14 protein-coding genes are annotated in these 14,186 nt (G+C 59.2%); 3 read left to right on the forward strand and 11 right to left on the reverse strand.

The window, feature by feature from the left end:
• The first annotated feature begins 222 nt into the window (after positions 1-222).
• On the forward strand, positions 223-2,382 hold the full coding sequence (locus tag DDD64_RS01045) for an AMP-binding protein (RefSeq protein WP_126134633.1): 2,160 nt from the start codon (positions 223-225) through the stop codon (positions 2,380-2,382).
• Between the two features lie 120 nt (positions 2,383-2,502).
• Here DDD64_RS01045 and nrdR read toward each other — a convergent pair whose 3' ends face one another.
• Both nrdR and DDD64_RS01055 read right to left on the reverse strand, forming a co-directional pair.
• On the reverse strand, positions 2,503-3,006 hold the full coding sequence (gene nrdR / locus DDD64_RS01050) for a transcriptional regulator NrdR (protein WP_206435359.1): 504 nt from the start codon (positions 3,004-3,006) through the stop codon (positions 2,503-2,505).
• A 92-nt stretch (positions 3,007-3,098) separates the two neighbouring features.
• Positions 3,099-3,782, reverse strand: a complete 684-nt coding sequence (locus DDD64_RS01055; protein WP_164545862.1) for a LysM peptidoglycan-binding domain-containing protein — start codon at positions 3,780-3,782, stop codon at positions 3,099-3,101.
• Positions 3,783-3,965: 183 nt separating this feature from the next.
• Here DDD64_RS01055 and lexA point away from each other — a divergent pair, with 183 nt between their 5' ends.
• Complete coding sequence (gene lexA / locus DDD64_RS01060; protein ID WP_126134635.1) at positions 3,966-4,673, forward strand: transcriptional repressor LexA; 708 nt, start codon at positions 3,966-3,968, stop codon at positions 4,671-4,673.
• Positions 4,674-4,793: 120 nt separating this feature from the next.
• Here lexA and DDD64_RS01065 read toward each other — a convergent pair whose 3' ends face one another.
• Positions 4,794-6,734: an ATP-dependent DNA helicase gene (locus DDD64_RS01065; RefSeq protein WP_126134636.1), complete on the reverse strand. Its 1,941-nt coding sequence runs from the start codon at positions 6,732-6,734 to the stop codon at positions 4,794-4,796.
• Entirely contained in the window at positions 6,731-8,260 is a 1,530-nt protein-coding gene (hflX, locus tag DDD64_RS01070; RefSeq protein ID WP_126134637.1) for a GTPase HflX, read from the reverse strand. The genes DDD64_RS01065 and hflX overlap by 4 nt, the downstream gene beginning before the upstream one ends.
• Before the next feature lie 107 nt (positions 8,261-8,367).
• Between hflX and DDD64_RS01075 the strand changes: the two genes are divergently transcribed.
• Complete coding sequence (locus DDD64_RS01075) at positions 8,368-8,970, forward strand: class I SAM-dependent methyltransferase (RefSeq protein WP_126134638.1); 603 nt, start codon at positions 8,368-8,370, stop codon at positions 8,968-8,970.
• Between the two features lie 63 nt (positions 8,971-9,033).
• Here DDD64_RS01075 and miaA read toward each other — a convergent pair whose 3' ends face one another.
• The 7 genes from miaA to pgsA form a co-directional block, all read right to left on the reverse strand.
• Positions 9,034-9,945, reverse strand: a complete 912-nt coding sequence (gene miaA / locus DDD64_RS01080) for a tRNA (adenosine(37)-N6)-dimethylallyltransferase MiaA (RefSeq protein WP_126134639.1) — start codon at positions 9,943-9,945, stop codon at positions 9,034-9,036.
• Entirely contained in the window at positions 9,942-10,484 is a 543-nt protein-coding gene (locus DDD64_RS01085) for a regulatory protein RecX (protein ID WP_126134640.1), read from the reverse strand. Before DDD64_RS01085 ends, miaA begins: the two co-directional genes overlap by 4 nt.
• A gap of 127 nt (positions 10,485-10,611) precedes the next feature.
• On the reverse strand, positions 10,612-11,784 hold the full coding sequence (gene recA / locus DDD64_RS01090; protein WP_164545863.1) for a recombinase RecA: 1,173 nt from the start codon (positions 11,782-11,784) through the stop codon (positions 10,612-10,614).
• Positions 11,785-12,074: 290 nt separating this feature from the next.
• Entirely contained in the window at positions 12,075-12,311 is a 237-nt protein-coding gene (locus tag DDD64_RS01095) for a DUF3046 domain-containing protein (RefSeq protein WP_164545864.1), read from the reverse strand.
• Positions 12,312-12,496: 185 nt separating this feature from the next.
• Entirely contained in the window at positions 12,497-12,877 is a 381-nt protein-coding gene (locus DDD64_RS01100) for a helix-turn-helix domain-containing protein (protein ID WP_026428564.1), read from the reverse strand.
• A gap of 156 nt (positions 12,878-13,033) precedes the next feature.
• A complete protein-coding gene (locus tag DDD64_RS01105) occupies positions 13,034-13,576 on the reverse strand; it encodes a CinA family protein (protein WP_241227326.1) in 543 nt (180 codons plus the stop codon).
• Positions 13,573-14,184 (reverse strand): CDP-diacylglycerol--glycerol-3-phosphate 3-phosphatidyltransferase, encoded by a 612-nt coding sequence (gene pgsA, locus DDD64_RS01110; RefSeq protein WP_126134642.1) that lies wholly within the window; start codon positions 14,182-14,184, stop codon positions 13,573-13,575. The genes DDD64_RS01105 and pgsA overlap by 4 nt, the downstream gene beginning before the upstream one ends.
• Positions 14,185-14,186: the final 2 nt, after the last annotated feature.

Here is a 14,186-nt window from a genome sequence, read left to right on the forward strand (position 1 = left end):
GCACTGTGGCTGGGACGGCCGTGGACTGGGGACCGTTATGCAGTCACTCCGTGTGCCGTGGTTAGGCGTACTGCCCGTACACATACCGCGCTTACGCCGTAGGGCGATTACGCGTACTGCCGTTACATGTACCGCCACGCGTACCGCCGTTCTGAGTTATTACCACTATGATTGATTAGTCAACGCCACGAAACCGCTGTTCGAGTGGGTGAAGGAGTAGGAATGACCGTGAAACCTTGGCTGGATATTTACCCGGAGTGGGTACCCTCCGATATCACGGTGGACGAGGAGACTTTAGAAGAGTCGCTCCTGCGCGCGGCCGAACGCTATCCCAATCGGGTTGCCTTGGATTTCCTCGGGGCGACGACGAGTTATCGGGAGCTGGTTGAGCGGGCTCGCCGGGTTGCTACTCTCCTGCGCAGTTTAGGGGTGCAGCGTGGGGATACCGTCGCCGTGGCCTTACCGAATTGTCCCCAACATATGTACGCCCTGTGGGGTGCGATCCTGACGGGTGCGACCGTGGCGGAGATGAATCCACTAGCTCCGCGACCTGAATTACATCGTCAGATCACGATGGTTGATGCGCGGGTTGTTATTGCGTGGGAGAAGACCATTGCCACGCTGGCACCAGCCGCCTACGACGCGCGCCACTATTTCGCGGTTGACCTCTCCCGCGACTTACCCCTGACCTCTCGGATTCTTCTCAAGCTTCCGGTGGCGCAGGCACGGACCCAGCGTGCTCGCTTGCGCGGGGATGTTCCCGCTCACGTGGCTTCTTTTGATCGGGAGTGGCGGAAAGCGGCTCCTATGGATCTCGATACGTTCCGTAAACCGCAGGCGGATGACGTAGCGCTCTATATGTTTACCGGGGGTACCACCGGCAAGCCGAAAGCGGTAATGCTCACGCACCGGAATTTGGTGTCCAACCGCAAGCAGATCATTGCCTGGGTGCCTTTTGAGGCTGATCATCACGAGGTGATTGCTGGGGTGCTGCCCCTCTTCCATGCGTTCGGTTTTACGCTCATGATGATGTGCGGCCTTGATCTAGCTGCGACCGCTATTTTCTTGCCGAATTTCGATATTAAGTCTTTACTGGCTGCTCAGAAGCGACGCCCCATCACCGTGTTGCCCGGGGTAACACCCATGTTCTCCCGTATTCTTGCCGAGGTGGAAAAGCGGGAAGCAGCCGGGGAAACTATTGATCTGTCCTCGATTCGTTTCGGGGTGTCCGGCGCGATGGCACTGCCGAGCGAGGTGGCGCGCCGCTGGGAGGAACGCACCGGCGGTTTCCTCATCGAGGGCTATGGAATGACGGAATCATCTCCGGTGGTTTCTGGATCTCCGATGAGCCAGGATCGGCGCCCTTCCACCCTAGGTGTTCCGTTCCCCGGTACCGAGGTACGTATCGCCAATCCCGATAATTTGGCGGAGGATGCCGCGGATGTGGGCGAGATTTTGGTGCGCGGCCCGCAAGTTTTTACTGGGTACCTGGGTGAACCGGAGGAAACCGAGGAGGCGTTGTTCGGAGACTGGCTGCGTACCGGTGACTTGGGGCGCTGGGATGGTCCTTTCGTTGTTATGGCTGATCGCGCGAAGGAGATGATTAATTCCTCCGGTTTTAATATTTATCCTTCCGAGGTGGAGGAAGTCCTGCGGGAAATGCCAGAGGTCCGCGACGTGGCAGTTGTGGGGATTCCCGCTGCGGAACGTGGCGAATCAGTGGTGGCCGCTCTTGTATTAGAACCGGGATCCACGGTTGATCTGGCGGCGGTGCGCCGCTGGGCCGAAGGCAAGCTCGCTCATTACGCGATGCCATCCTCTATTGCTCTTTTTGATTCTCTTCCCACGTCCCAGTTAGGGAAGGTGATGCGCCGCTCGGTGCGCGAACAGCTGGATAATTTCGAGCTAACTGCCGGGGTGTGGGTGAAAAAAGCCGGTGCGGTTGCTGGAAGTGCTACTACCGCGGTGGGTGACATGACCCGTGAGACTTTCGAGCGCGTATTGGCCGGCTTGGAGACCACCTATAACCTGACTGTCGATCAGATTCAAAGTTGGGCCTCCAGCATCACGAAGTCCGCCACGGAAAGTGGTGGTGCGGTACGCCAATGGGTCGATAAGACTGCCCCCAGCCAGGAAACTATTGCTGCTTTCGTGCGTTCTGCGGGAGCTACTTTGGAATCTTTCGCCACCTGGGTGGTACGATCTGGCCACGACTTAGTTGCTGGCGCTACGCGGTCAATCACGCCTACTGCACAAGAACATGCGAGCGCCCAGAACCGTTACCCCCAAAGCGATGACAGCAGCGACGGTGCCACTACCCCCGCCTCGGGTAGCTCCGCAACCTCCCAAAATGAGGAGAATTCAACTAGCCCGGAAAACTAGACCGTTGGTGTGGTCCCACGGGTGGGAGCGCTCCGTATAGCTATGCCTCACAACCGACCACAAGCAACGCGCAGCCCACAAACACCGCTCAGCGCAGGAGCTTCGCTCAGCGCAGGAGCTTCAGGATTGAGGTTTCGAGAAATCCGGCGATTCTGATGCAACCGGAACATCCGGATCACGGCGCAGGTCTGCGATGGCGCGCTCAAAATCATCAATCGAATCGTAATTTGAGTAGACCGAGGCGAAACGAAGATATGCGACGAGATCAAGAGCCTTGAGCGGTTCGAGAATAGCTAGGCCGATATCATGCGCGTCAATCTGCGAGCTGCCCGAGGAGCGGACTTTTTCTTCCACTTGTGCTCCGAGCAGCGCGAGTTGATCTTCGGTAACCGGGCGCCCCTGGCAGGCTTTCCCTACCCCGTTGATAATTTTCTGACGTGAGAAAGGTTCGGTAGCGCCCGAGCGCTTGACGACCACAAGACTGGCGGTTTCCAGCGTAGAGAAACGCCGATGGCAGTTCGGGCATTCGCGACGGCGACGAATGGAAAGTCCATCATCGGCGGTACGAGAATCAATCACCCGTGAATCAGGGTTGCGACAAAATGGGCAATGCACATTAATCATTCTAAATGCCTCAGCTATAATGCGCCAACCGTATACCTATGACGAGATTGCCCAGCCCTCCGTACCGCCTGTGCTCAACCGAAAGTTCAGGACTAATAGCCCGGAATCTCAAGAACCTGGCCGGGAACCAAGTTATGCGAGGAGAGTCCGTTGAGATTGACGATATCTGCCACTCCGGTGGAAATATCAGGAACTCCCGGGATGCTGGCAGCAATACTCGCTAAGCTATCCCCACCTTGCACCGTTACGGTTGCCATTCCCGTTTCCAGGAAAGTAGTTCCCACGATCATGGCAAAACTGGCTAACAGAAGAGTAACAGCGATGGTCAGCGCTACCCGCACACCCATCCGTACGACACTATCCAGAGATGCCGTACTGGATCGCACCCCGGGTACCGCCGCACCGCGAACCGGCTTCACCAAAGTGGCGGATGCCGTATTCGAAGCCAGCGATGCTGAGACGGTGCGTGAACGCGAGACCGATGGTGCCGATAGCGGTACCGCCCGAGCAACCTTGTGAGTACCAACCTCAGGCGCAAAAGCAACCGGACGGCGTACCGCGCCCAGAGCCGGAGTGTTCCAGCGCCGGCGCGCCCCCGCTACCCGTAGTGCCGTGACCGAAGCTGCCCCGCGAGCATCCCCGTGGCAAACTTCTTCCCCGCGTGACTTACTATGCACGGCCGCGGATTGCTCACCCACCACCCGCAGCTTCGGGTGCCGCCGGCTAGTGTGAGCACGGCTGGTTTCCCGCGTTATCTCCTGGTATGCGACACTCATTTTCCACTCCTCGAACATTCGTTCGCCGAACATCTGTATGTTAGACTAGTACGACAGTGAGGGTTTGTCTAGAACGTTCGTTCGACTCCGTGAGGTTCGGTCCTACTCCGGGCCCTACCGTCGTAGAACTATTCAAACCCGCCCTTACGACAAAAAATTCGGCACGAACGCTCGGGAGTGCATATGGATCATCCTCAACTCACGGCTCGCCAGGCAGAGATACTGGACGTTGTTATTGACGGGATCGCCACCCATCACGTCCCGCCAACGGTGCGGGAAATCGGTGAAGAAGTGGGTATGTCCTCCCCTTCCTCAGTGAAATACCAACTCGATGCACTGGAGGAAAAGGGCTACATCTCCCGCAACCCTCGCCGGCCTCGCATGATTGAGCTCACAGAAGCCGGCCGTGCCCACGCACGCCGTTCCCGCGGTGATTCCGAGTGGGAAAGCCGGCTACTTCCGGTGAGTGAACCGGGTCAGGCCAGCTTGGAATCTGATGTCCCAGTGGATATTAGTGAGGCAATCAATGTGCCAGTCGTCGGGAAAATCGCGGCCGGCGCTCCGATTCTGGCTGAAGAGCTCATTGAAGATGTGTTCCCGCTACCGCGCCAATTGACCGGAACCGGCGAGCTTTTCACCCTGAAAGTCCAGGGCGAATCGATGATTGATGCGGCGATTTGCGATGGGGACTGGGTGGTGGTGCGCCGCCAGCCTACCGCCGAAAACGGGGAAATCGTTGCTGCCATGATCGATGGGGAGGCCACGGTGAAAGTTCTCCAACGCCGCGATGGCCACGTCACACTGCTTCCTTGCAACCCCGCTTACTCCCCCATTCCCGCCGATGATAGCGAAGTGCTCGGGCGCGTCGTCATGGTACTGCGCACCCTCTAGCCAACCTCGGTTTCAGGTAGCCTCTGGAACACCGCGATTGGCAAACCCGCATGTCGAGCAGGGCTGCGGCGTCGTACTACTATCCACTGCCCAAGCCGGGTTACTATTCGGGCTAGACCGCTATTTAACTTGAGCCGCGAGCCGCCCCAGGGCCGCCCGGACCACGGCGCCGTTGTCCGTTCCCCACATATGCGGAAGGGAAGCACGCAAGAACCCACCGTAACGCGCGGTGACAAGCCGCGGATCCAGAATCGCGACCACGCCCCGGTCACTTTCACTACGGATGAGGCGCCCGGCCCCCTGCGCCAACAACAGGGCAGCATGCGCTGCGGACACATCCATGAAGCCGTTATATCCGCGCTCGTTAGCCCGGCGTGAACGTGCTTGGACCAGCGCGTCATTGGGGCGCGGGAACGGAATCCGATCAATGGTCACCAGGCGGCACGTCAGACCGGGAACATCCACCCCCTGCCACAGCGAAAGGGTACCGAAAAGCGAGGCGTGGGGATCCGCGGCAAAATCTTTGACGAGGGTGGGCAGCTGGTCCTCACCCTGCGCCAAAATGGGCAGATCAAGGTGATCGCGGGCGAAGGCCGCGGCCTCGTTCGCGGCCTTACGGGAGGTGAAAAGACACAGCGCCCCACCCTCCGCCGCCTCGATCAATTCCACGAGTTCACGCAGAGTTTCCTCCCCGTATCCTTCCTTCCCCGGGACGGGCAGGTGGCGCGCGACATAAAGAATGCCCTGCTGGTGGTAGGTGAATGGCGAGCCGACGTCGATTCCCCGCCACGGACCCTGGCTCGGATAAGAGAAACCGATCTGACGAGCAGCCAGGTCAAAACGCCCGCCAATGGCGAGCGTGGCGGAGGTAAGGATCGCGGGGCGGGCCTCGAAAAGCGTATCCGCCAACGGTGCAGACACATCGAGGGGTGCCGCACACAGACTCGAACGCCCCTCCAGATCGCGGGCAAGCCACACGACCAATGTGCCAGTTGCCACTGCTTCACTCACCATAGCGCTCACCATATCGACGCAGGTTGAAAGCCGGTGGCGCACCACCGCTTTCGTTGCGGCATCTGATTCGGTACTACCGGGCAGAGCTGCGACGTCGTTCTCCACCAGCTGCAATTCGCGCAACAACAGCATAAGAGCGTCCTGCAAAGGCGCGGGCAGGCAGGCAAGGCGCCCTTCCTCCAGCTCATCCATAATGGCGACGACGCCGTCACGGGCCCGTTCGATCCCCTCAGCCAAAATTTTTTCGCGGCGCAGCAGGCGCGCCAATCCCGTGATTTCCCCGTGGGAAAGCGCGAAGGTGAGTTGGCTCGTCACGCGGTCGGCGAGATCATGAGCTTCGTCTACAACAAAAGCATCCACGTCCGGGAGCACGGGGGTGCCGGAACTATGCACGCCCAGCATGGCGTGGTTCGTGATGACGATATCTGCTTCGGCCGCCGCGGTGCGGGCCCGCACCGGAAAACACACGTCACGTAGCGGGCACTTCACCCCCACGCATTCGGGTTTACTCAAGGACACCTGGCGCCAGGCCCGCTCGGATACCCCGGGGACAAGGTCGTCACGATCCCCGGTCTCAGTTTCCGCGGCCCATTCGCGCAAACGCACGACTTCTTCACCGGTTGCACTCGCGCCGTATTCCCCTTCGGCGCGGCTGACAAGCGCATCATCCTCGGGATAACCACCGTGGACCTTACGCAAACACACGTAATTATTCCAGCCTTTGAGCAGAGCGATATGCGGCTCATGCCCGGTTACCGCACTGACGGCTCGCGCCACTCGCGGCGCGTCCTGCCCCACGATTTGGCGCTGCAAGGCAAGGGTGGCGGTAGACACCACCGCACGCTGACCGGTCCGCACCGACCATTCCATGAGCGGAACCAGGTAGCCAATGGATTTCCCCGTGCCCGTCCCAGCTTGGATCAGCAGGTGGGAAGAGTCCTCCAACGCGGTGGCGGTCTCCTCAACCATACGATTCTGGCCCTCGCGGACCGCTCCCCCGAGATCCGCAACCACCAGTTCGAGGATCTCGGCCAGTTCTTTTCTCATGCCCGCATCCTGGTGGACGCGTCTGTTTGGGCATCCCAGCGGGAGTCGATCTGCCCAGCGATATTTGCTCGCACCCGGGCGTGGATACGCGTACCGGTCGGAAGATAGTCGAGCTCGTCCAATAATTCGCCCTCTTCCAGAATCCGCGAGACGAGATCACCACGCTCGAAGGGAATAATGGCGTCAATTTCAATATCGGGGTGGGGCAGTTCTTCCTCGATGCGCGCAAGCAGCTCATCGATTCCCACCCCGCTATGCGAGGAAACCGCGATAGCGGAAGGGTAGCGTGAACGCAGAGCGGTCAGATCTACCGGATCGGCAATATCAGCCTTGGAGAGCACAATAATCTCCGGGATATCGCGGGCACCGGGCACATCCGCGAGCACGTCGTGCACGGCCGTGACCTGGGCAACCGGATCCGCATTGGAGGCATCGACCACGTGGAGGAGAACATCCGCCCCATCCACTTCTTCAAGGGTGGAGCGGAAAGCTTCGACCAGCTGAGTGGGAAGATTACGCACAAATCCCACCGTATCCGAAAGCGTGAATTCGCGGCCTTCCGGGGTGATGGCTTTGCGTACTGTCGGGTCGAGAGTGGCGAAGAGGGCATTTTCAACCAGAACATTCGCCCCGGTAAGCCGGTTGAGCAGCGAGGATTTCCCGGCGTTCGTGTAGCCAACCACCACCACGGAGGGGATACCGGTACGCCGCCGTTCTGCACGCCGAGTGGAGCGGGCCGGTGCCATCTTTTTGATATCACGCCTGAGTTTTGCCATGCGTTGGCGAATGCGGCGTCGATCTAATTCCAGCTGAGTTTCACCGGGGCCGCGCGATCCGATTCCGGCACCGCCGGCCACCTGCCCACCAGCCTGGCGTGACATCGATTCACCCCAACCGCGCAGGCGCGGGAGCAGATATTCGAGCTGCGCGAGTTCTACCTGAGCTTTGCCTTCCTTCGATTGGGCATGCCGCGCAAAAATATCAAGAATGAGAGCGGTACGGTCAATAACCTTGACGTTGACGATATCTTCGAGGGCGCGCCGTTGAGAAGGTGCCAGCTCGGTATCAACAATGACGGTATCAGCTTCGTGAGCTTCCACCATCGCGGCAAGTTCTCGAGCTTTTCCCGCCCCGAGGTAGGTGGCACGGTCAGGAAGCGCGCGGCGCTGGATAACACCGGCAAGTACCGTTGAGCCGGCCGTATCAGCTAGCGCTGCGAGTTCACGGAGGGATTCTTCGGCCCGTGGACGATCATCAGCGAAGACTCCCACAAGGATGACTCGTTCCAGGCGGACCTGGCGGTATTCAACGTCAATCCCTTGTTCGCGTTCGATACCGCGGGCCAGACCTTCCACTTCCTGGAGGCCGACGTGGTCGCGGTGGGTATTGCCCGTACTCTCTTGCCATACGGTATCGGCTTGGAGCACTGTGCCGCGGCGGGTGGAGATATCAACATCACCGACGTGGTGCTCATGTTCATGTACTTCGTTACTAATGGCCACGTTCTCCTTCGTATGGACTCTCATTTTCTCACGTTGCGCCGAAGTTTCCTACCGGCAACCTGGCGCATATGCGTGGTCGGCGGCGCTTCCTGCGAGTTTCTTCCTCTCCGCGCCTCGTTTAAGCTGGTGTTATGACTTCGCACTACTTTTCAGAGCATCCGGATACCGCGAGCAACGCCCGTGCCATGGAGGTAACGATCCGCGGGCGGGCCTATTCCGTTACGGTCGACGACGGCGTCTTTTCCGGCAACGGCCTAGATAAAGGAACCGCGGTCCTCTTACGAAAAGTGCCCGAACCGGAATTGGAGCCGGGTGATATCGCGGTGGATCTCGGGTGCGGCTGGGGGCCGATCACCTTGGCTTTGGCCGCCGAAACTCCTCGCGTTATCGGGGTGGATGTGAATGAGCGGGCTCGCGAATTGACACGTATCAACCTTGAAGCCAACGGCTTACATGGCGACGTGCTTACCCCCGGCGAGGCCCTGGAGCGTTTGGGAGAGAAATCAATTCGGTTGCTGTGGTCGAATCCTCCTATCCGGATTGGGAAAGCTGCCCTGCATGAGTTGCTTGCTACCTGGCTGGATCGCCTGGCAGCAGATGGCGAAGCCTACCTGGTTGTGCAGAAGAATTTGGGTGCGGATTCCCTTGCTGCTTGGCTAGCGGGCGAGGGGTACCTGTGCGAGAAGATCGGATCCTCCAAGGGATTCCGGGTCTTGCGGGTACGCCGGTCATGACACACGTTGGCCACTGGTTACCAGGCGATACACTCGGAGTGACAAGCGCGCTCCTCGCCCTCGTCACGTGAGCTCCTCAAGGATTCGGGAAGCAAGCTGGGCTGGGGTAGCCGCATTGGCTTCCAGCCACGTTATGCGCGGATCGGCCCGGAACCACGAGCGTTGCCGGCGCGCAAGTTTCCGGGTGGCGATCCGGATTTCTTCCGTGCCTGCAGCGAGGCTGAGGCTACCATCCAGGATTGCCATGGCCTGAGGGTATCCGGTGGCCCGCGATGCGGTAGGAGCTTCCCGCAAGCCGCGGCGCAACAAGCCTGCGGTTTCTTCGAGGAGTCCTTCCCTCATCATGTCATCCACGCGTGCGTTGATCGCGGCGTGAAGATCAGTTACGTCGCGGTGGATCGCGAAGATATGTACATCCTCATAGTGCGAGGTGTGGCGCGGGAAACGTGGGGTGTAGGGCTTACCCGTAAGCCGGATCACTTCCAGGGCTCGAATGACCCGGCGTTCATTACGAGTATCGATGGTGGCATATGCCTCCGGATCACGTTCCTCCAACTCCCGCAGGAGCCGCGGGAAATCACTACGGGCTTCTTCCGTAATCGCAGCGCGCAGTCCGGGATCGGTCCCGGGAAACTGCAATTCATCAAGAAGCGCAGACACATAGAGCCCAGAGCCCCCCACCACCACGGGGATTTTTCCCGCCGCGGTGATAGCCCTGAGATCCTGCCGCGCATGCTTTTGGTAGGCAGCAACCGAGGCTTCTTCCGCGATATCCAACTCGTCAATTTGATGATGGTGAATTCCACGCCGCTGCGCGAACGGAAGTTTAGCGGTACCGATATCTAAGCCGCGGTACAGCTGCATAGCATCGGCGGAGATGATCTCTATCTTCTCCGGCCCGCCCAAAAGCTCTGCGAGTTCCAACGAGACGGATGTTTTTCCGCTTGCGGTGGGCCCCACGACTGCGATAATCACTCTGCCACCGTGCCTTCGGTCGCATAACCATACCCGGCATCCCCCGCTTCTTCCGCGGTGTGTTCATTCATGAGCATCGCCCGGGCTTGGCGCAGTGCCTGTGCGCATTGCTCGGCTGTGAAACCGCGCCGGACCAGCATGGCGTACGTGCGCTGGGCTAGCGTTTCCGGTTTCCCGGAAGCGCTGCGCAGCTTCTTCACCGCTAGCTGCACCGCAGAATCAAGCTCCGCATCGGGATCAATATCCGCGAGCGTTTCTTCGATGAGCTCCGCAGCTACGCCTTTGCGGTGCAGCTCAGCTGCGATAGCACGCCGGGAAGCATGTTTATCGCGCCGGCGAACCGCGGTGAGAGCACGCGCAAACTTGGCATCGTCAATATAGCCAGCAACGTCAAATTCGTGGAGTACCCGTTCAGCTATTACTTCCGGCACCTGACGGGTGTGAAGCGCCTGACTGAGCTGATAGCGGGAACGATCCATCATACCGAGCTGGCGGTAGACAATATCCCGAGCCCGGCGTAATTGTTCTTCTTCGCTCAAAGATTCGAGGTCGGGCGTACGCCGACGACCTTGCCCATTCCGGGTACCTCGCTGTGATCGGCTACGGCCCGGTGATCGCCCACCGCGCGTTTCGGTATCCGAGTAGTGTGTCACCGCGGTCACCTACTTAGAAGTCAACAGTTTCGGTAGTATTCCCACTGCTTTTCGCGGATGTGCCCTGCTTAGTTCCCGTAGAACCAGCCGTAGCACTACCGGCACCTGCCTTAGCTTCGGTTTCTCCGCCTTCGGTTACTTCCGGATCTTCACGCAGTCCGGCCTTACGGAGGATCTTATCCTCGATTTCATCACGCAAATCCGGATTATCCATAAGGAACTGCCGAGCCTTTTCTTTACCTTGGCCCAATTGGTCACTCTCATACGTGAACCACGCCCCGGCCTTACGGACAATATTCAACTCCACACCGACGTCAAGGAGACTTCCTTCTCGGGAAATTCCCTCACCGTAGATGAGGTCAAATTCTGCTTGTTTGAAAGGCGGAGCCATCTTGTTCTTGACGATCTTGACGCGGCAACGATTCCCCACCGGTTCACTACCGTTTTTGAGAGTTTCGATGCGCCGCACGTCCATGCGAACGGAGGCATAGAACTTGAGCGCTTTCCCTCCGGTGGTAGTTTCCGGGTTACCGAACATCACGCCGATTTTTTCACGCAGCTGGTTAATAAAGATGGCGGTGGTGCCCGAGGCGGAGAGCGCACCGGTCATTTTCCGCAAGGCCTGGCTCATGAGGCGTGCTTGTAAACCGACGTGGGAATCACCCATATCGCCTTCAATTTCTGCCTTGGGAACGAGGGCCGCCACGGAATCGATGACGATGATGTCAATCGCGCCAGAGCGGATAAGCATATCGGCAATTTCCAAGCCCTGTTCCCCGGTATCCGGCTGGGAGACAATGAGCGAATCAGTATCAACGCCCAGAGCCCGCGCATAGATTGGATCAAGTGCGTGTTCCGCGTCGATAAACGCAGCGATACCACCATTGCGCTGCGCGCTGGCAACAGCATGGAGAGCAACCGTGGTTTTACCCGAAGATTCCGGGCCGTAAATTTCTACCACGCGCCCGCGCGGCAATCCGCCGATACCGAGGGCAATATCCAGGGCGATCGATCCGGTAGGAATGACTTCCACCCGGGGACGGACATGGTCACCCAGCCGCATAACGGAGCCCTTACCGAATTGCTTATCAATTTGCGCCAGAGCGGTATCAATTGCCTGCTTGCGATCATCTGCCATAGGGCGCCCGACCGTTTTGGTGCGGGCACTAGCTTTAGCTGCGGCCATATCCCATCCTTACTCACGTTTCCTACAGATCAGGCCTAGGCGAGACACTCCCTCTCCGAGAGGCTCGAGATCACTGTATATCCGGCCTACGACATACTTAGACGCCGCGAAACTCTTGTGGATAACGCTGACGCCTGAGGATCTGTGGATTATTCTAGTACGAACGGTTGTTCGGTACCGCATTGAAAGGGTGTGTCACCCGCTGCATTCGCGCGTAAGTCGCGAATGCTTCCCGCAAATACTGAGCAAGAGGAAGGCGCGCGCCACTTCACGAGTGCTACTCCCCGCCACTATTCACGGGCCGCGAAATCTTCCGGGCTGAGCCGGTGGAGGTAATGGTAGTAATCCGGGAATCCCATCGTGTCGCACACGGCATCCCAGATACGTTGCGGGTCTTCCCCGGCTTCGAGGGCTTGAACCGGGCTGCGATCCCCCAGGGCCGAAAGAACAAGATCTTGGGCGGCGCTCCTCCCGCGCCCATGCGGGAACGCCCGATCAATATTGAGCCAGAATTCTGATTCACGCACCGGTGGATTATATTCCTTTATTGGTTGTGGGGTCTGGAGTAGGACGCGCCTGGTGAGAAGCGTTCCGACACAGCATAACGGCGCGCATCAAGGAAAGCTGAAGCCATAGAGCTAACGCTAAGCGCTCCCGCTTCCGCAGCGGGGCACCGCCTTGACCGCGCCGTTTGCGACGTGGTGTACAGGGATTACTTCGTAGTGGAAAGTTCCCCGCGCATGAGTTCGGCCGGGCTCTCCGGCACGCGCAGGTGGGCCGGGATGCGACCTTCAACCAGGTCAATCCGATCAGCGACCAAGCGCAGTACGTGGCTCATGGGCACGTTGAGCGCCCGGCAAATCGAAGCGAGGAGTTCCGAAGAAGCTTCCTTCTGGCCACGTTCAACTTCGGAGAGATATCCGAGAGAAACACGTGCATCGGAGGAAACTTCCCGCAGGGTACGCCCTTGCCGCTGCCGGTAAGCCCGCAAAACCTCGCCAATCTCTTCGCGAAGGAGAGCGGGTTGGCGCTGTTCAGGACGCACTACGAAATCATTCTTCCGGGTTACGCCGGTACGGGTATCAATTGTCATCACTAATCTCAACGCCTACTTCCTGTTTTTATTCCCCACAGAGCGAAACATCTTCATCGCCTTCGGTGCCAGACTCGTGGCACGAGGCCATCAAAAGGTTCCACAAATATTAAGCCAGGCGAATCTGGAGATTTACTGGGAGCGAACAGGAGTTAGTCAGGACACAGCCAAGTTTGCGCGCGGCCCGGGCGCGCCGTCGTTCAAAAAAGCAGCAAGAAGTTCGACGGCGCCGCGCACGGCCCCGCTCCGTACGTCGCTGCGGCCACCGGCGAGGTGGAGCTCGCGCGCCATCTGCGCACCACCACGTGCACTCACCGCGATCCACACAGTTCCCGCCGGGTGTCCATCATGCGGACCGGGCCCGGCCACCCCGGTGGTGGCCATGCCGATATCAGCTCCGGTGACGTCGCATACGCCCCGCGCCATCTGGAGCGCTACGTCCCGATCCACCGGCCCGTGAGTACGCAGCCGTTCACTAGATACTCCAAGGATGCTGGCTTTCAGGTCCGTCGCGTAGCTGACCACTCCCCCGCGCAGCACCGCGGAAACCCCGGGAACAGTAACGAATTGCGCGGTAAGGAGACCGCCGGTTAAAGATTCCGCGCAGGCGAGGCTGAGGCCATGCTCGCGTAAATCTGCCACGCAGGATTCGGTGAGCGTGGCCAGGTACGAGGCCTCACCTGACTGCGGCGTTGTCATGAGCGCGCCCCCTGGCCACCGCCGCGGGCGATACGCACCGCATCACCGACGTACCCGATCGCGGACCACACCGACAGGACGAGGGCCACCCCGAGGGTAATCCACCCGAGCCATTGGAAAATATCTCCGCCCGGGTGCCCGAGCCACGTAATCCACGGCAGCATGAGGATACCGGCGCCGATGGACTGGGCAAACATCTTGAGTTTACCGATCCACCCGGCTGCCATAACCTGTTTCGTCACCACGAGCATCCGCACCAGGGTAATGAAGATTTCGCGGGCGATCATGAGGACGGTGACCCACCACCACAGCCGATCATGGACCGACAGCATAATGAGAGCCGCAGCTATAAGACCTTTATCGGCAATGGAGTCGGCAAGTTTCCCAAAGTTGGTAATAAGCCCACGCGAACGTGCTAGCTGCCCGTCGAGGCGGTCAGTGAAAGCCGCGACGGCGAAAACTACCCACGCCCAGAAGCTGCGAGTAGCGGTGGGTTCCCAGAATACCCAGACAAAAACAGGAATGAGGATAATCCGCGCGACCGTCAAAGCATTGGCGATATTGAGGAGGGGCGGCTCGCTCGCCTCCGTAGCGTTCGTGTGAGACATGT

This window comes from Actinotignum sanguinis, from assembly GCF_003957255.1.
Lineage (GTDB): Bacteria > Actinomycetota > Actinomycetes > Actinomycetales > Actinomycetaceae > Actinotignum > Actinotignum sanguinis.

Coding starts and splice junctions, on each gene's coding strand:
- DDD64_RS01105 (WP_241227326.1), bottom strand. CDS start 13,576: ATGACAACGCCGCAGTCAGGTGAGGCCTCGTACCTGGCCACGCTCACC.
- nrdR (WP_206435359.1), bottom strand. CDS start 3,006: ATGATTAATGTGCATTGCCCATTTTGTCGCAACCCTGATTCACGGGTG.
- DDD64_RS01075 (WP_126134638.1), top strand. CDS start 8,368: ATGACTTCGCACTACTTTTCAGAGCATCCGGATACCGCGAGCAACGCC.
- recA (WP_164545863.1), bottom strand. CDS start 11,784: ATGGCCGCAGCTAAAGCTAGTGCCCGCACCAAAACGGTCGGGCGCCCT.
- DDD64_RS01055 (WP_164545862.1), bottom strand. CDS start 3,782: ATGAGTGTCGCATACCAGGAGATAACGCGGGAAACCAGCCGTGCTCAC.
- DDD64_RS01100 (WP_026428564.1), bottom strand. CDS start 12,877: ATGACAATTGATACCCGTACCGGCGTAACCCGGAAGAATGATTTCGTA.
- DDD64_RS01065 (WP_126134636.1), bottom strand. CDS start 6,734: ATGAGAAAAGAACTGGCCGAGATCCTCGAACTGGTGGTTGCGGATCTC.
- DDD64_RS01045 (WP_126134633.1), top strand. CDS start 223: ATGACCGTGAAACCTTGGCTGGATATTTACCCGGAGTGGGTACCCTCC.
- lexA (WP_126134635.1), top strand. CDS start 3,966: ATGGATCATCCTCAACTCACGGCTCGCCAGGCAGAGATACTGGACGTT.
- hflX (WP_126134637.1), bottom strand. CDS start 8,260: ATGAGAGTCCATACGAAGGAGAACGTGGCCATTAGTAACGAAGTACAT.
- pgsA (WP_126134642.1), bottom strand. CDS start 14,184: ATGTCTCACACGAACGCTACGGAGGCGAGCGAGCCGCCCCTCCTCAAT.